This window comes from Lentilactobacillus parafarraginis DSM 18390 = JCM 14109, assembly GCF_001435895.1.
Classification (GTDB): Bacteria; Bacillota; Bacilli; order Lactobacillales; family Lactobacillaceae; genus Lentilactobacillus; species Lentilactobacillus parafarraginis.
Genome location: NZ_AZFZ01000006.1, coordinates 28992 through 45436 on the forward strand (window position 1 = coordinate 28992; position 16445 = coordinate 45436).

Sequence of the window (16445 nt, forward strand, 5' to 3'; positions counted from 1 at the left end):
ATCAAAATGTTTGACCTTCTCTGACAAAGGGCATATACTGCTCATTGTTAGGTACCTAAGTATAACAACAAAGGAGAAATATCAATGGCTGATAAAAACGACTTACTCAGAAAAATTTTCGGCTTCCTTCACGGCTCCCAACGCCTTGCGCGGCACGCTGCCCGCCCTTACCAATTACGTGGCCAGCATCGGGTCCTTGGCGTTCTGGCGAAGGAAGGCACCCTGATTCAATCCCAATTAGCTGAGATTTTGGACATTCGCCCATCATCGCTTACCGAATTGTTGTCGAAGCTGGAGGAACGCGGATTGATCACCCGCACCCCCGACGAGAGCGACAAACGGGTTACGAACGTTTCCCTAACCGAAGCTGGCAAGCAGGCAGTTGAAGGCCGCGACGAATCAGATGACGACCTGCTAAACTCTCTGTTTGAGGGTCTAACAGATGAAGAGCTCGACCAGTTGAGCGGTCTATTTGACAAGCTCAACGCCTCACTCAAGGAAAAACTCCCTGATCGAGACGAGCGTCCAGACGGATTCCACCATCATCATGGTTTTGGCGGCCCCCGTGGCCCTCACGGCCATCATGGACCTCATGGACCTGGCTTTGGCGGTCCAAGATTCTTCAGATTCTAATCGCAAAAACTGGCAGTTCTCTTAACGAGGCTGCCAGTTTTTTTGTATTACAGTGCATCTGAATTCTTAAAACTAGTGGGCTTTCACCCCCGCCGCCTGTTCAATCGGCCGCTTGGCGCTCAGGTGAGCCTGGGCCGCAGCCAATCTTGCCACTGGCACCCGGAATGGCGAGCACGAAACGTATGTGACGCCAATGGCTTCAAAGAAGTGAATTGATTTGGGATCACCACCAATTTCACCACAAACGCCAATTGGGAGTTGGGGTTTGGTAAACCGGCCCTTATCAACGGCCATCTTCATCAACGCGCCAACGCCCTCAACGTCAACCGTCTGGAATGGATCGGCCGGTAAAATGCCTTCCTTGATGTATGCCGGCATAAACGACCCGACATCGTCCCGGGAATAGCCAAAGGTCAACTGGGTGAGATCGTTGGTCCCAAAGCTGAAGAAATCCGAAACTTCGGCCACCTTATCAGCCGTCAAGCAGGCCCGCGGCATTTCCATCATCGTTCCCACCGTATATTCCAGCTTCGCATTGTGAGCATCGAACAGGTCCTCAATTTGGTTCACTACGAGGTCGCGAACCCAGCTCATTTCCGCTTTTGAATCGGTCAGCGGAATCATGATATGCGGTTCAATAATGATGCCTTCATCCAATAGCTGCAGGGCGGCTCCCATAATGGCCTGGATCTGCATTTGATAAATATCCGGGAACGTCACTGCTAATCGATCTCCCCGGTGCCCCAACATTGGGTTTAATTCCTTGAGTGCGTCCACCCGTTGGGCCAAATAATCAGGATCAATTCCTAATTGGGCAGCGACCGCCTTAATTTCCTTTTCATCATGGGGCAAAAACTCGTGAAGCGGCGGATCCAACAGCCGAATCGTCACCGAACGCCCCTTTGATAATTTGTATAACTCGTAAAAGTCCCCGCGCTGCATCTCCAGCAACCGCTTCAATGGCGTCTTTCGGCCTTCCGCATCCTCAGCAATAATCAACCGCCGCATTTCCAGCAAGCGTTCCGGTTTGAAAAACATGTGCTCCGTTCTGGCCAGTCCAATGCCGTCGGCGCCAAAGTTCAGGGCCTGGGCGAAGTCCTTGGGCGTGTCGGCATTCGCGTAAACGCCCAGCCTAGCCTCATCTTTGGCCCAATCCAGCAGGGTTGCCAAGTCATCATTGACGGTGAGATCGGTGGTCTTAATCTGACCCAGATAAAGGTTCCCATGGGTGCCGTCGACCGACAGCCAATCCCCCTCGTGAAGCTGGTTACCAGAAATGGTTGCCGTCTTGGTTTGATAATTAACCTGCAGGCCGTTCACGCCAACCGTTGCCGGGGTTCCCATTCCCCGAGCCACAACGGCGGCATGGGAAGTCATCCCGCCCCGGGACGTGACGATCGCCTCACTGACAACCATCCCCTCGATATCTTCGGGGGATGTGTCTTGACGGACCAAAATAACTTTGCGATGTTGGTCGTCGTGGGCCTTCTTGGCACTCTCAGCCGTAAAGTAAATCTGTCCGGTTGCCGCACCTGGAGAAGCCGGTAAGCCACTGGCCACAATTTTATTTTCGGCTAAAGCCTGTTCGTCAAATTCTGGGTAGAGGATTGCCTGGACCGACTCCGGCTTGATGCGCATAATCGCTTCTTGCTTGGAAATAAGCTTTTCAGAAACGAGATCAACGGCAATTTTAACGGCAGCCGTTGGGGTTCGTTTGCCATTTCTAGCCTGCAGCATGTACAATTTGCCGTTTTCAATGGTAAATTCCAAATCCTGCATGTCGCGGTAATGCAGTTCCAATTTTTCGGCAATTGTCGCAAATTGATCATATAGATGGGGCATTGAGGACCGCAATGTCTCAATTGGCTGGGGGGTCCGAATGCCCGCAACAACGTCTTCACCCTGGGCGTTCAATAAGTACTCGCCGAACAGCTGCTTCTTGCCGGTGGCCGGATCACGCGTAAACGCCACGCCGGTCCCAGAATCCTCGCCGGCATTCCCGAAGACCATCATCTGCACGTTGACGGCGGTCCCCAGATCACTTGGAATATCATTTTCCCGCCGATAGACCTGGGCCCGGTGATTATTCCAAGATTCAAACACTGAGTTAATTGCGGCCATCAGCTGATCAGTCGGATCCTGAGGAAATTCATGGTTGAGTTCCTTTTGATAAATGGTTTTGAATTCGCTTACAATTTCTTGTAAATCGTTCACGGTGAGATCAAGATCTGATTGGTAACCCTGATCAGCCTTACGCTTTTCAATGACCCCATCAAACGTTGCCTCGGATATGCCGTAAACCACGTTGCCAAACATGGCCAGCAGCCGGCGGTAACTATCGTAGGCAAACCGCTCGTTGGCCGTCAGGTTGGCCAAAGCGATCACCGTTTGGTCGTTCAGCCCAATGTTCAAGATTGTGTCCATCATCCCGGGCATTGAAATTGCAGCGCCGGAACGCACGGATACTAAAAGGGGCGCGGTTGAACTATTGAATGTTTTCCCGACCTTGGCGCTTAACGCAGCGACAGCCCTGTGAATTTGGTCAAGCAGGTCATCACTTAACTGATTGTGATTTTCATAAAAGGCGTTGCAGGCTTCCGTGGAAATGGTGAAGCCACTGGGAACTGGCAAGCCTAAATTAGTCATCTGAGCAAGGTTGGCACCTTTACCACCCAGAAGTTGACGCATGTCCTTGTTACCTTCTTCAAACGGATAGATATATTTCATCATATTACGTCCCTTCTAAAAGTACTGTGACATTTGATTCGTGCTCTAATCATATATTAGACGTTTTAAATATGCAAGAATAATTTAAAAGAACGTCCAATTGAAGCGGGCAAAAACGATGAATTACCAGTGTTTAACGCCACCCCAAAATAATTTTGACAATCAAATAAGGCGTCTTATTCAAACGACAATTCGGCCGTATGCTATAATTAAGACGTCATATATCCCCACAATCTATTAAGTTTGGAGCGAGTCATTTGCAACCAACCAGCCGCCAGAAAAAAATCATCGATATCGTCAGGCATTCCCAACCAATTACCAGCAAAGAAATTGCCGAACAGCTTTCTCTGAGCATGCCCACCATTCGCGCCGACCTGCGCCTCCTCACCGCCTTCGGTATTTTGGACGCCAAGCCGCGAATTGGCTACACCTATGATGATTCACCCGAAAAGCATTTAAGTTACCAGCAGTTATTTCAAACGCCAATCTCAACGATTCTCCAAAAGCCAACCGAAATCAAAGAAAACGCGACCCTTACAGAAGCCGTCAACACGCTATTTATTGAGGATGTCGGTTCCCTGTACGTCGTTGACGATCACCGCCACCTGGTGGGGCTGATCTCCAGAAAGGACCTCCTGCGGGCAACCTTGAACAATACGAACGCGTCGCTGACTCTCGCCAGCACGGTGATGACGCGGATGCCCAATATTTTCACCGTGACACCCGATATTGTGGTCATCAAGGCCGGTCAACTCCTGCTGGATCGCAAGGTGGACTCGCTGCCGGTTGTAGATCAGACCGATCAGCAAATGGTGGTGGGTAAAATTACCAAAAACCGGATTTTTCAGCATTTTATTGAAATTGGGTTGAATCGAAAATAACAAAACAAGCGTGAGACTCAAAGTTGCTTTGAGTCTCACGCTTTGTCAATATAAGATTCGGACAGATGAGAAAAGGCTGAGACAAGATATCCTTTTGTCTCAGCCACAATAAATTCTAATCATATCTCACAAAAAACAAGCCGCCGGGCCCTTGATACCGCTTTATTTTTGATAAAACCACCCGGCGTAATGCTTGGTCCAAACCAACTTTCCGTTAACCTGATGACTATTTCGATAAGAGATCCGGGATTTCCCCTGATAGGTGCCAAACATCATCCGTAAATAAGTGCGGCCGCCATTCTTATAGGTTCCCTTGATTAAATAGGAAACTGGCGTGCTTCGTTTATAGGATAAATTTTGCAGCGTTGTGGCAACTTTTGGTTGGGTCGAAATAATGATTTTCTTGGAACTAACCGTCAACGTTGGAAAATAGCCGCCGGTCTTTTGATAACGCGACGTAAATGACCCCTTCAAAACGCTGGGCATTCCGTTGCGCCAATTTTTTGCTGCGGCCATTGTTGGTGCTTCTGAAACCGCAAAACCAACGGTGGCAACAATCGCGATCAATCCTAATTGCCAAATTTTCTTAAATTGCATATTCACATCCCCTTGTCTCAAATCATACCATAAGGGTTATGCTGGCACTCAAAAAAAGTGGGTGTTAAGACGCAATTAACCACCAGAATACAACGGGGCGGGGACAAAACCTCTTCGGCTTTGTCCCCGCCCTTCGTGAATTTGATTATGCTAACTCACAAGCCATATAAATTGTTCCAGGTACCGGGTTATATCGGTACGGTTCGATATCTTGAAAGCCGGCTTCACGATAGATTTTTTGAGCCGGCTTCATCGCGGGAATTGTGTCCAGACGAACCGATTGGTACCCCATGCTGGCGGCACTCGCCAAAATGCGGGCGACCAGTTCGTGACCAATTCCCAAGCTGCGAAATTGATCTTTAACGTACAGGCGTTTCATTTCACCAATTCCAGGTTCAAACTGATGAACGGCAACCCCGCCGGCAACCTCGTGATCCACGTAAGCCATGATCAAATCACCGGTTTGGCCACTATATCGCTGTGAAAGGTCGGCCAATTCCTCATCAAAGTTTTGAAAGGCTAAATCTAAATGAAGGGACTGCGCGTATTCAATGAATAATTGCTTTGCTGATTGAAAATCCATCGGTGATTTTGCGTGTTGATAGTGAACTTGCGTATCTGATAAAGTCATTTCATCCCTCCTGACAATCATTTTTTGTCATTCTACATTAACTCAGGAATTGATGCAAAATTGGTTAACAGCCGTCAACCAATGACCTTACTTCTTATGTTCGTCAGTGACGGACTTTGAAACTTCATGCAATTTCTTATCCAAAGCCAGCTTAGCTTCATGTTCCCGTTCGCTGGCAGCTTTTTGCGGCAGAACCAGATTCAGGACAATCCCGATAATCGTGGCAAATGCCAGGCCGGTAAACTGGAAATGGCCAATTTGCAGATAAGCATTTCCGATCCCAATAACCATTACCGTAGAAGCAATCATGAGGTTCCGTTTCAATCCCATATCAACTTTATTTTCAACCATGACTTGAATTCCGGCCGTGGCAATCGTTCCAAACAACAGAAAGCTAATGCCACCAATCACCGGCAGCGGCATTTGCATGATCAACACGTTCAACTTATTGACGAAGGCGAACAGGATCGCAAATCCGGCGGCGCCCATCAACACGTAGACACTATGAATTTTGGTGATCGCCATAACGCCAATATTTTCCCCGTAACTGGTCATCGCCGGGGCGCCAACCAACCCGGCAAACAGCGAGGCGGCACCATCTCCGGCAAGCGTCCGGTTTAATCCGGGATTCTTAAAGAAGTCCCGACCGGTTAATTCATCAAGCACCATGATGTGGCCCATATGCTCAGTCATCGTCACAAAGGCAATTGGCGTAATTGACAAAATAGCCGCCCAGTCAATCTTGAAGTGATACGACAACCCGGGAATTTCAAAGGCCGGCAGCTTAAACCACGGAGCACTGGCAATCGCATTTAAATCAACCAATCCGCAAAACGCGGAAATAATGTAGCCACAGACAATGGCAAGGAGAACCGGAATTAGGCCAATGAAGCCCTTAAACAGCATGTTGAATCCGATTGCCAAGAATAAGGTAATCAGAGCGATCACAAAGTATTCCAGGTTGTAATGGTTGTTCTTCATCATGGCATCGGTAGCCGCGCTGCCTGCCAGTGACAAACCAATCACCATGACGATTGGGCCAACGACGATTGGCGGTAGTATTCGGTCCACCCAATCGGACCCGACCGCCCAAATAATCGCCGCAACGATCATGTAGACAATCCCGACGCCGACAACTCCCTGACCGATTCCAGGATAGCCGGTCGTCTTCATCAATGCCAGCATTGGCGTAATGAACGCAAAACTCGATCCCATATACGCGGGAATTTTCCGCTGCGTAATCATAATATGCAGCAATGTCCCAACGCCGGATGCAAACAACGCAATGCTTGGGCTTAACCCAACCAGCAATGGCACAATAACCGTTGAACCGAACATTGAAAACATGTGTTGCAGCGACAGGCCAACCCACGGCCAAAATGGCGGCATATCATGGATGTCCAGAATTGCGCGATCATCGTGAAACTCTTGTTTATCTGCCATAATAGATTCTCCCTAGTGATATATAATTGGACCGATCCGTGAGCGCCGGTAATAAAAAAGCCACCATCCTCCGTTTCCAGTAAGATGATGACCGCGTTCGAGTATGACACTCGTTTTGATTTCGGACTCTTACCAGCCTCACGGGACCAGAGTTAAAGATTTAATTCAATGTAAAGTATAGTATACCGCGGAAACGAAGTCCATTCCGGAACAATTATTTTTAAAGCTAGCCGGACATTATTGATTAATCGGCATTGCCATATTAATATGGGGAATTCCGTCTTCCAAATAGCCGTCACTCGTATCTTTGAAGCCAAATGAGTGGTAGAAATCTTTCAAATAGGCTTGCCCCGCCAGCACAATCTTGTTAGCATTTGGTATTAACCGGGGTGATTGGTCAATTGCCAGATTCATCAATTTCTTCGCCAGCCCACGGCCCCGAAACGGTTGGGCCACAATCACCCGGCCGATGCGGGCCACGGTCCCGTTGGCTTCCGGAATGAGGCGGGCATAGGCTGCCAACCCGCCGGAAGGCTCCCGAATCATCAAGTGAAATGCCGTTAGGTCGGCGCCGTCCACCTCTTGATAAGGACACGCCTGCTCAACGACAAATACCGCCACCCGCAGTTTGTAAATCGCAAATAACGTCTGCGGCGTCAAATCCGCAAACCGTTTGATTTCAATCATCATGAAGATCCCATCCTTCTTCAAAAGTACAAGGCTTTTGCTTTCTGTTATAATATATTGGATAAGGATAAGGTACAAGTGTCAGCGTGTGACGACCCACAAGTCACACCTTCAGCTAACCGAAGTGAATGAGGTATTAATGTGAATAAGCACGACAATGAACCACAGTATAAAAAATATGACTTTAATTCCGAGCAAACGCGGCGGAGTCAACGTCGAAAACAGTATAGCGGCTGGTGGTTTGCCCTTCTAATTCTGGTTGTTGCCTTGGGGATTGCCCTTTCAATTAACTGGGTGTTAACCAAAGATGGCCATTCGTCAAATAACCACGCTTCGAGTACTTCAATCAGTAAGACGATCAGCAAATCTGAAAGCGCCCTGCGAAAGAAAGCTTCCAAGGGATCTTTGACCAGTAAGCTTGAAAATAACCGCGTCAGCACCTTCAAAAATCAATTGGCGGTTGCTGACCAAAATGGCATTACCAAGCAGCAGCGGCGCCAGTTCCAAAGTTCAATTGACCAGGAAGAAAATAAGTCGGTTAAATTCCAGGAACAGTCCTTGTTAGACAAGACAAAGACCCGCCCGTCACCAAAGCGGCCAAAGGCTCCGGATCAATTTGCCACCACCCACACCTTTACATCGATTCAGGACGCAAAGAATTGGGCGAACGCCACCAAACAGCAATGGCTAAAAGCCGGTTACGTGAACTACACCATTACGTCAAATGGCCAGGGATACTACACGCTTAAGTTTATGAAATAACGAGGCGCCAATCCGAGAGATTGTTTTTATTTTCTTCCAGCTCACAATGACTTATGATGATATTGAGGGGTGATCAATCAATGCAAATCAAAGTACCTTTGAACAAGGGATTACTACCAGATAAATACGCGAAGTACGCACCATCAGAATATACCGTTGATGGCAAGCCGGTTGTATCGTTTCCAATCCAAATTACCGGTGTGCCCAAGGACGCCCAATCTTTGGCCTTAACGGTGCTGGATTGGGATGCCGTTCCGGTCAGCGGATTTCCGTGGATTCACTGGATTGCGGCTAATATCGCACCAGATGTTTTGGAAATTCCTGAAGATAACAGTCGCACGTTAAAAGTCCCAATGACGCAGGGACGCAACAGTACCGCCGGCGGATTGGTCGGCAATCAGGATCCCAATACCGCTTGGCGTTATAACGGTCCAGTGCCCCCGGACAAAGTCCACAATTATCACCTGTCCGTGTTTGCGCTGGATAGAAAACTACCATTGAAGGACGGCTTTTGGCTGAACGAACTGCAGGATCAGATGCGCGGACACATTCTCCAAACTGCAGAGATCGTCATTCCAAGCCAAAATTAGTGATATAATAAACATATTAATTACCGTAAGGGGGCCGCTTCATTATGGAAGCCAATTACAAAACCATTTTGGTACCCGTTGATGGATCCAAACAAGCTGAGGATGCATTAGCCAAGGGTGCGTTAATTGCTAAAAATAATCATGCTCATCTGGACGTCTTACACGTTCTTAGTACCACTCAGTACGGCTACAATTACGGCGGGATGGTTGACGGTGACGTCATCAATAACCTGGTTGAAGACACCACGGACTATTTAAACAAACTGATTGACCGAATTAAAAAGGACGCTGGAATTGATGATGTCAGTATTCACATTCGGTTCGGCAATCCCAAAACGGTCATTTCATTTGAATTCCCACGTGATCACAAGTCTGACCTAATCGTGATTGGGGCAACTGGAATGAGTCGTCTCCAGCGCGTTCTTGAAGGATCCGTTTCATCATTCGTCAACCGCAACGCCCATTGTGACGTGATGGTTGCCCGGACCAATCAAAAGAACGAACCTTCAGTACCTGAAAAGAAATAGTTGTGTATTCATTAACAAGTTTCATCCTTTGTTCCAGTGACGTTTAGCGTCCCGGAACTTTTTTATTGCCAAAGCCGTTGCCAGCGGTTCCAAATCCTTTCGCCGCCTCAGCTAATCGGGTATGATTAGGTTAGTTATGTAAGCGCTGTACAAATGAGGAAGTTTCACAATGAAAGTCCTAGTCATTGGCGGAATTGCTGGCGGGCCATCGTTTGCCACCCGATTTCGTCGCATTAACGAAAACGCCGAAATCATCATTTTCGAACGGGGAGCGGCCATTTCGGTTGCCAGTTGTGCACTGCCATACTATCTCGGTGGGCTCATCAAGGATCGGGCAAGCGTGATTGAACGAACCCCCGAGATCCTCAAGCAGAAAAACAATATTGATGTCCGGCTATACAATGACGTCACGGCCATCGATCCGGAAAAGAAAATTGTCGACGTCAAAAATTTGGTTACTGGCGACACCTACACGGAAAGTTACGACAAATTGGTGATTGCAACCGGCGCCAGCCCAACCGTGCCGCGAATTAAGGGCATTGATGACGCGGATGACGCGTTTGTTTTGCGCACCATCACCGACGCCGATAATATCAAACATTTTCTTGATTCAAGAAGGCCAAAACGAGTCACAATCCTTGGCGCTGGCACAATTGGCATTGAGGTGGCCGAGGCTTTCATTGACAACGGAATGGACGTGACAATTGTTGAACAAAACAATCAAGTCGCCGCGCCGTTTGATACCGAAATTACCGACATTGTTGCCGAAGAACTCAATAACCAGGGCGTTCATGTATTTCTAAATCACACCATCCAGGAGATCACTGATAATGGTAAAACCCTGGTGTTTGAAGATGGTTCAACCCACCACACCGACATGCTGTTTTTGGGAACCGGGGTTGCGCCAAACAGCCAGCTGGCAGAAGCTGCCGGTATTGAACTTTCCGGTGACCACCACGTCATCGTTGACCATCAGCTGAAAACCAACGTGGATGACATTTACGCGATTGGGGACGTGATTCAAACGACCAGCCTGATTACGGGTCAGCCAATCCCCAGTCTCCTTTCCAGCGCGGCCAATCGTCAGGGCCATTTGCTGGCGGATATTCTCAATGGCAGCCCACTGACGTATAAGGGCTTCATCGGTGCCGGAGTTTCAAAGTTTTTTGACCTCACCGTCAGCTATGTTGGATACACGGAATCAGCGCTCCAACAATCAAATATTAACGACTATCGCTCAGTTTTCATCACACCATTTGACCACGCCTACTTCTTCCCTAACGCCGACCGGGTGAACTTCAAACTCCTTTATCAGGACAAAACCGGCAAAATCCTCGGGGGCCAAGCAGTTGGTCGCACGGGGATCGATAAGCGCATCTCCCAACTGTCAGTTGCAATCACTGGTAATTTAAGCGTCTTTGATCTGCCCGCCTTGGAAATTCCTTATTCACCACCATATTCATCGACCCGCGACGTCCTCAACATTGCCGGCTACGTTGCCATCAATCAATTGACCAATCGGACCGCCACCATCAAAGCAGCCGACATTCCGGCAGCCGATCTTAAAACGGCCGTCTTCCTGGACATCCGCGAAGCTGGTAAACCGGTTGCTGGTTCAATTCAACCCACGCTGAATATCCCCCTTTCCGACCTGCGAGATCGAATTGACGAAATTCCGACTGATAAAAAGGTTTACATCACCTTCCGAAAGGGGCTTGGCCCCTACAATGCCTCCCGGGTCCTTGCGGGAAAGGGCATTAAAGCCATTATGATTGAAGAATAGGGCTGGCTAGTTTAAAGAATTTAGATGAAAAATCATTTACTTCCTGAGTATCAGGCCACATTAAAAGCGGTTGGAACAATCCGGACGGTTGTTTTAACTGCTTTTATGTTATGCTTTATGACATTAACGTGCCGATTTCTGATTTTTTTGGATTTCGGAAAGGTAACGCTTGACTGAAATAACTCACCAATCACCTGCTAATTATTAGTGACGCCCCAATGTTTTTCACCGAATTGCGTTGCCGTGGCGGCATCATTAGCGTATGATCTTTTTAAAGATCTTCACGAAATCAGTCAAGATCAGGCGGCTATAAAAAAGAACGTTAATGTTAGAAATTATTACATTAACGTTGCAAGCAGGCGGCAGGCTTGTCCAATTGAATAAGGGAGTCTTGTGTATGATGAAGAGTCTTGGTAAGCAACCTCATCAAGCATTACCAGAGTCATCTGATTCAGCTTCGAAGCTGTCCGACCAGCTAATGGTCACCCCTGACGCTGATATTTCCACTGGTCAAGCCGTTGTTTTGGGATTACAACACTTGCTGGCAATGGACGTATACGTTGTCCCGATTATCATCGCCGGGATGTTGAGCTTACCATTCGCCAACAAAATGGGGTTAATTCAGGCAACCTTTCTTGCTGCCGGGATTGGTACAATCCTCCAAACGGGTGTCTTTATGCGCATGCCTGTCACCCAGGGTGCCTCCTTCGTGCCTCTTGGCGCGTTAGCCGGCATTTACCTAGCGGCTGGAGGCGGCAATACCGGCATGGCGACAATCTTTGGGTCCTTAATCGTCGGCGCGGTATTTGTTTTGTTGCTCGGCTTTTCTCACACGGTACCCAAGCTGATTCACAAACTTGTCCCGTCGCTTGTCGGTGGCACGATTATCACCAACGTTGGGTTATCATTGATTCCATCAGCCCTCAATGACAATATCTTTAAGGCGAGCGGCCATTTAAACACCAACGTTTTGCTCGGTGTGATCACTGCCGCCACCCTCGTCATTTGTGTGATTATTAGTCTGCATCTGCCTCAGTTTGACCGGGTCTTTCGCTTGGGATCCATTCTGATTGCCTTGGCAGTCGGTACCATCAGTGCCGCCTTCATGGGTGACTTGTCATTGAGTTCAGTTGCCAACGCCCCCTGGTTTAGCCTGCCCAAATTTGCAATTTCCAGTTATGGTCTGCGTTTCTCACTGTCACCAATTTTAACCATGCTCATCATCTACGTTGTCCTCATGACGGAGACAACCGGAACCTGGTTTGCCGTTTCCGCAGTCACCGGCACCAAGCTCACCACGCAACGGATCAATCGCGGCGTCTTCGGTGAAGGAGTCTCCTGCTTGGTATCCGCGCTCGTTGGGGCGACACCGGTCACAGGTTATTCAACCAACGCCGGGATCATTTCAATCACCGGGGTGGCAAGTAAACGGGCCTTTATCAGTGCCGGGATCTGGTTTGTGCTTTTCAGCTTCGTCGGAAAACTCTCGGCGCTTCTAGCGGCAATTCCGTCAGCCGTTATCGGCGGGGTCTTTGCGATTATCTGCTCAACCATTATGCTCAACGGCTTAAAGGTTGTCAGCCAAAGCCACTTCGTTGAACGTGACTTGTATATTCTTGGGATTCCGATTATCCTAACCATGGCGCTTGTCTTAATGCCGTCATCGCTCAAAACCGAAGCACCAACGTTTGTTCAGTACTTACTTGATTCACCGATTGCCACGGCGGCCATTACGGCAATTGTTCTCAACCAGCTTTTACCAGACAACACCCAATCTAAATTAATTCAAAAACGTCAGGAGTCTTAATACATGACAGATAATCAAACAACAATTTTTATGAAACAGGCAGCTCAAGAGGCCGAAAGCAACCTCACAACTCAAGATGGCGGTCCATTCGGCTGCGTGATCGCTAAGGACGGTCAGCTGCTCGTTTCTGCTCATAATCAAGTGTTAAAGGATCAGGATCCGACCGCCCATGCCGAAATCACGGCAATTCGAAAGGCTACTAAGAAGCTTGGCTCCTATGATCTCAGCGGCTACACCCTGTATACGTCCTGCTACCCTTGCCCGATGTGTCTCGGGGCCATTATCTGGTCAAATATTAAAGTGGTCTACTATGGAAATAGTGCCAAGGACGCTGCCAAAATTGGCTTTCGGGACGATTACATTTACGACTTCATCAAGAAGGATGGCCATGATGCGTCGGTTCTCGCCCTGCATCAAAGTGATCGTCACGAAACGATTGGGGCGTTCGATAAGTTTGCCGATCAAAAGACAAAGGTGATTTACTAGCAGTCATCAACATTAAAAGCAAAGGGGTTGGCCCAAAACGAACAGTTTTGCACCAACCTCTTTTGAATTCACTGATTTTCTTATTAATCCGACTAAATGAGTCGTTCGGTCCCCCGTTATTGCTTGAGAAGGTTCTTCCCCGCTTCAATTGCGAAGATAACTATCAGAACAACACTGGGAATCGCGATGTTTCCGATCACAAGCGCCCCAATTGTGGCCGGGCTCACCGCTGCCCACAAACAGGTGCCGATAATCAGAGCAAACTCCAGAAGCAGAAACGCGCTGATTTTCGGATGATTCGTCAACCATTTTCTCATTAATCTCACCTCATCAAAGCCTGCAGAATTAACAACTATGTACTTACCAGACATCGGTTAATCGGTCATTAACCTCAAGATATCACATCCATCCGGAAAATGGGTATTCCGAAATTGTCATAGCCGCCATCTAAGGGTATCATAATAGTCACGAGCGTCTTTTAATGGTTTTCACTGATTTGCATTAATTTTCTCATTTGTTACACTGGTTGTCATAGTTTTAAAGGAGGTAACAATGGATTCTGACAAAACGACAAAGATCGGCCTGTTTCAACTGATCATGCTCACCCTGGGATCGCTCATCGGCTCCGGGTGGCTGTTTGGTTCCTGGGAGGCTTCCAAGATTGCCGGCCCTTCAGCCATCATTTCATGGCTGATTGGTGGCGCCGTGATTGCCGCGGTCGCTTACGATTACGTAGAGCTTGGGGCAATGTTTCCCGAAGCTGGTGGGATGAGCAAGTACGCCCAATATTCTCACGGCCCGCTATTGGGATTCATCGCGTCATGGGCAAACTGGATTTCGCTCATCACCCTGATTCCTATCGAAGCCGTGGCCGCCGTTCAGTACATGAGCTCCTGGCCCTGGTCATGGGCGAACTGGACCCACCAGTTTCTCAGCAAGGGAACGATTACGACTGCTGGCCTGATGATTGTTTTTCTATTCATGTTGGTATTTACCCTACTTAATTTCTGGTCCGTCAAAATTTTAACAAGTTTTACCAGTTTAATTTCAATCTTTAAAATCGGGGTGCCTGCGTTGACAATCGTGATGTTGACGATTGCAAGTTTTCATCCCGAAAATTATGGCCACTCGCTACACGAGTTTATGCCATACGGATCGGCCCCCATTTTTGCGGCAACCTCGTCTGCCGGCATTATTTTCTCGTTTAATGCCTTTCAAACGGTCATTAACATGGGAAGTGAAATTAAAAATCCCAAGAAGAATATTGGTCGGGGTATCTTTTACTCGCTGTTGATCAGCGGCGTCATTTACGTTACCCTGCAAAGTGTCTTCATTACCGCCATTAAGCCGTCAGTCGTTGCCGCCCACGGTTGGGCCGGCATCAACTTCAACTCGCCATTTGCGGACTTGGCAATCATGCTGGGCATTCGCTGGCTATCAATTCTTCTTTACATGGACGCGTTTGTATCTCCAGTCGGCACTGGCGTTTCCTTTGCCGCTTCAACTGGCCGGGCGCTCTACGCCATGGAAGGTAATCAGCACATCCCCAGCTTTTTGGGGAAAATCAACCAAAAGTACGGGATTCCCCGGGTGGCAATGATCGTCAACCTGATCCTCAGTATGCTGATGGTGTCGGTGTTTCGTTCATGGGCAACCCTGGCGACGGTTATCTGTACGTCGACACTGATTGCTTATCTGACCGGGCCGGTGACGGCCGTTTCATTTCGGAAAATGGCCCCGGACTTCAAACGCCCCGTTCGCCTAAAGCATCTTAATTGGATGGCCCCATTATCGTTTATGCTGGCTTCATTGGCAGTTTACTGGGCCATGTGGCCAACAACCGTTGAAGTGATTCTGGTCATTTTATTAGGCTTACCGTTTTACTTCTACTACGAATATCGCGCCGGTTACGTCAACACTCGCAAGGCCTTTTGGTCAAGCATGTGGATGATTTTCTACTTGATTTTCATCTCGGTGATGTCCTACATTGGCAGCCGCCAGTTCAACGGTATTAACTGGATTCATTATCCATGGGATTTTGTTGTCATTATCCTGGCTTCCCTCGGCTTTTACGTTTGGGGAATCAAGAGTGCGCACGTATTCCCGGATTATTATCAGGCCAAGGAACTTAACGACACTGTCAAAGAATAAGTTAACTAAAATTGGCCATCCACTTCCCAAAAAGTTGTGGATGGCCAATTTTTACATCGATTCACCAAATGAGGCGAAACCCTCCCAAGGCAAATCAATGATACCATACAACCCCACCTGCCAATTGGCGCGCTCAGATTAAAAAACGAGCTCGAACAAAATTTTGCGTTTGTCCGAGCTCGTTTAGGCAATTAGTGCCCCTGCCAAGGTACCCTTATCATACACCTAATCGAAGCCGATTGGTGAAGACTCTGATAGTTGTGTATTTGTAGAGGACGTGATACATTAATGCCATTGGAGGATGATTTTTATGAACATGACAAGATTCACAGCCCGCTTGACGCTCGTAGTTGGCGCAACGTTCGGTTCCTTACTTTTCATGGCTGCTCAACCTACTCAGGCCGCAACGTGGCACAAAGGGACTCCCTCTAACGTCCGGGGTACATGGAAAACTAAAAAGCTCAAGGTGAATACCGGCTCAACCTCACTCACCGCCTACGACCAGGTAACGATTGGCAAAACCAGCCTTGCCGACTATTCATACACCGGCTCCTCGAGAGTTGGCATTAAGGGAACTTCGGCAAAATATGCCACCGTGGGTAAGTATACATACGTCATCAAAGTTAAGATCGCCAAGGGCGTGTACGGCACCCTTCACGTAAAAAAACAAAGCTCAAAGGTGCTCGTTATCGGCAACGGAACTAAGAATGTTAATCCAGCCAAGTACTATAAAGCCTAAC

At 48.1% G+C, this 16445-nt stretch carries 16 protein-coding genes; 10 read left to right on the forward strand and 6 right to left on the reverse strand.

The window, feature by feature from the left end; genetic code table 11:
• Positions 1–84 precede the first annotated feature (84 nt).
• Positions 85–633 carry a MarR family winged helix-turn-helix transcriptional regulator gene (locus tag FD47_RS02585; RefSeq protein ID WP_054732788.1) on the forward strand — a complete coding sequence of 183 codons (549 nt, stop codon included), beginning with the start codon at positions 85–87 and terminating at the stop codon, positions 631–633.
• Between the two features lie 72 nt (positions 634–705).
• Here the strand turns inward: FD47_RS02585 and ppdK are convergent, their stop codons facing one another.
• Positions 706–3363, reverse strand: a complete 2658-nt coding sequence (gene ppdK / locus FD47_RS02590) for a pyruvate, phosphate dikinase (RefSeq protein WP_171035046.1) — start codon at positions 3361–3363, stop codon at positions 706–708.
• Between the two features lie 254 nt (positions 3364–3617).
• On the opposite strand from ppdK, the gene FD47_RS02595 reads away from it, so the two are divergent.
• The gene (locus FD47_RS02595; RefSeq protein WP_054732784.1) at positions 3618–4241 is read left to right on the forward strand and encodes a CBS domain-containing protein; all 624 of its coding nucleotides are present in this window, start codon (positions 3618–3620) and stop codon (positions 4239–4241) included.
• Positions 4242–4403: 162 nt separating this feature from the next.
• On the opposite strand, the gene FD47_RS02600 is transcribed toward FD47_RS02595, so the two are convergent.
• The 4 genes from FD47_RS02600 to FD47_RS02615 all read right to left on the reverse strand — a co-directional run bounded on the left by FD47_RS02600 (position 4404) and on the right by FD47_RS02615 (position 7599).
• On the reverse strand, positions 4404–4838 hold the full coding sequence (locus tag FD47_RS02600) for a hypothetical protein (RefSeq protein ID WP_054732781.1): 435 nt from the start codon (positions 4836–4838) through the stop codon (positions 4404–4406).
• A 145-nt stretch (positions 4839–4983) separates the two neighbouring features.
• Positions 4984–5469 carry a GNAT family N-acetyltransferase gene (locus tag FD47_RS02605; RefSeq protein ID WP_040537580.1) on the reverse strand — a complete coding sequence of 162 codons (486 nt, stop codon included), beginning with the start codon at positions 5467–5469 and terminating at the stop codon, positions 4984–4986.
• A gap of 87 nt (positions 5470–5556) precedes the next feature.
• Positions 5557–6912 carry a uracil-xanthine permease family protein gene (locus FD47_RS02610; RefSeq protein WP_056980012.1) on the reverse strand — a complete coding sequence of 452 codons (1356 nt, stop codon included), beginning with the start codon at positions 6910–6912 and terminating at the stop codon, positions 5557–5559.
• Between the two features lie 237 nt (positions 6913–7149).
• The gene (locus FD47_RS02615; protein ID WP_202813710.1) at positions 7150–7599 is read right to left on the reverse strand and encodes a GNAT family N-acetyltransferase; all 450 of its coding nucleotides are present in this window, start codon (positions 7597–7599) and stop codon (positions 7150–7152) included.
• 141 nt (positions 7600–7740) lie between these two features.
• Between FD47_RS02615 and FD47_RS02620 the strand changes: the two genes are divergently transcribed.
• From FD47_RS02620 to FD47_RS02645, 6 genes are all read left to right on the forward strand, one after another.
• The gene (locus FD47_RS02620; RefSeq protein WP_054732775.1) at positions 7741–8361 is read left to right on the forward strand and encodes a hypothetical protein; all 621 of its coding nucleotides are present in this window, start codon (positions 7741–7743) and stop codon (positions 8359–8361) included.
• A gap of 80 nt (positions 8362–8441) precedes the next feature.
• Positions 8442–8951, forward strand: a complete 510-nt coding sequence (locus FD47_RS02625; RefSeq protein WP_040537578.1) for a YbhB/YbcL family Raf kinase inhibitor-like protein — start codon at positions 8442–8444, stop codon at positions 8949–8951.
• Positions 8952–8995: 44 nt separating this feature from the next.
• Positions 8996–9478: a universal stress protein gene (locus FD47_RS02630; RefSeq protein ID WP_008211270.1), complete on the forward strand. Its 483-nt coding sequence runs from the start codon at positions 8996–8998 to the stop codon at positions 9476–9478.
• Between the two features lie 169 nt (positions 9479–9647).
• Positions 9648–11261: an FAD-dependent oxidoreductase gene (locus FD47_RS02635; RefSeq protein WP_056980013.1), complete on the forward strand. Its 1614-nt coding sequence runs from the start codon at positions 9648–9650 to the stop codon at positions 11259–11261.
• 478 nt (positions 11262–11739) lie between these two features.
• The gene (locus tag FD47_RS02640) at positions 11740–13068 is read left to right on the forward strand and encodes a uracil-xanthine permease family protein (RefSeq protein ID WP_054732836.1); all 1329 of its coding nucleotides are present in this window, start codon (positions 11740–11742) and stop codon (positions 13066–13068) included.
• A gap of 3 nt (positions 13069–13071) precedes the next feature.
• Positions 13072–13554 carry a nucleoside deaminase gene (locus tag FD47_RS02645; RefSeq protein WP_008211266.1) on the forward strand — a complete coding sequence of 161 codons (483 nt, stop codon included), beginning with the start codon at positions 13072–13074 and terminating at the stop codon, positions 13552–13554.
• A 116-nt stretch (positions 13555–13670) separates the two neighbouring features.
• Here FD47_RS02645 and FD47_RS02650 read toward each other — a convergent pair whose 3' ends face one another.
• On the reverse strand, positions 13671–13871 hold the full coding sequence (locus FD47_RS02650) for a hypothetical protein (RefSeq protein ID WP_054732772.1): 201 nt from the start codon (positions 13869–13871) through the stop codon (positions 13671–13673).
• A gap of 235 nt (positions 13872–14106) precedes the next feature.
• Here FD47_RS02650 and FD47_RS02655 point away from each other — a divergent pair, with 235 nt between their 5' ends.
• Both FD47_RS02655 and FD47_RS02660 read left to right on the forward strand, forming a co-directional pair.
• The gene (locus FD47_RS02655) at positions 14107–15705 is read left to right on the forward strand and encodes an APC family permease (protein ID WP_054732769.1); all 1599 of its coding nucleotides are present in this window, start codon (positions 14107–14109) and stop codon (positions 15703–15705) included.
• A gap of 310 nt (positions 15706–16015) precedes the next feature.
• Positions 16016–16444, forward strand: a complete 429-nt coding sequence (locus tag FD47_RS02660) for a hypothetical protein (protein WP_225352728.1) — start codon at positions 16016–16018, stop codon at positions 16442–16444.
• The last annotated feature ends 1 nt before the right edge of the window (position 16445 follow it).

Bases quoted from the DNA above. Each gene is read 5' to 3' on its own strand.
- FD47_RS02585 (WP_054732788.1), top strand. From the start codon at position 85: ATGGCTGATAAAAACGACTTACTCAGAAAAATTTTCGGCTTCCTTCAC.
- ppdK (WP_171035046.1), bottom strand. From the start codon at position 3,363: ATGATGAAATATATCTATCCGTTTGAAGAAGGTAACAAGGACATGCGT.
- FD47_RS02600 (WP_054732781.1), bottom strand. From the start codon at position 4,838: ATGCAATTTAAGAAAATTTGGCAATTAGGATTGATCGCGATTGTTGCC.
- FD47_RS02605 (WP_040537580.1), bottom strand. From the start codon at position 5,469: ATGACTTTATCAGATACGCAAGTTCACTATCAACACGCAAAATCACCG.
- FD47_RS02610 (WP_056980012.1), bottom strand. From the start codon at position 6,912: ATGGCAGATAAACAAGAGTTTCACGATGATCGCGCAATTCTGGACATC.
- FD47_RS02615 (WP_202813710.1), bottom strand. From the start codon at position 7,599: ATGATTGAAATCAAACGGTTTGCGGATTTGACGCCGCAGACGTTATTT.
- FD47_RS02625 (WP_040537578.1), top strand. From the start codon at position 8,442: ATGCAAATCAAAGTACCTTTGAACAAGGGATTACTACCAGATAAATAC.
- FD47_RS02630 (WP_008211270.1), top strand. From the start codon at position 8,996: ATGGAAGCCAATTACAAAACCATTTTGGTACCCGTTGATGGATCCAAA.
- FD47_RS02635 (WP_056980013.1), top strand. From the start codon at position 9,648: ATGAAAGTCCTAGTCATTGGCGGAATTGCTGGCGGGCCATCGTTTGCC.
- FD47_RS02640 (WP_054732836.1), top strand. From the start codon at position 11,740: ATGGTCACCCCTGACGCTGATATTTCCACTGGTCAAGCCGTTGTTTTG.
- FD47_RS02645 (WP_008211266.1), top strand. From the start codon at position 13,072: ATGACAGATAATCAAACAACAATTTTTATGAAACAGGCAGCTCAAGAG.
- FD47_RS02650 (WP_054732772.1), bottom strand. From the start codon at position 13,871: ATGAGAAAATGGTTGACGAATCATCCGAAAATCAGCGCGTTTCTGCTT.
- FD47_RS02655 (WP_054732769.1), top strand. From the start codon at position 14,107: ATGGATTCTGACAAAACGACAAAGATCGGCCTGTTTCAACTGATCATG.
- FD47_RS02660 (WP_225352728.1), top strand. From the start codon at position 16,016: ATGAACATGACAAGATTCACAGCCCGCTTGACGCTCGTAGTTGGCGCA.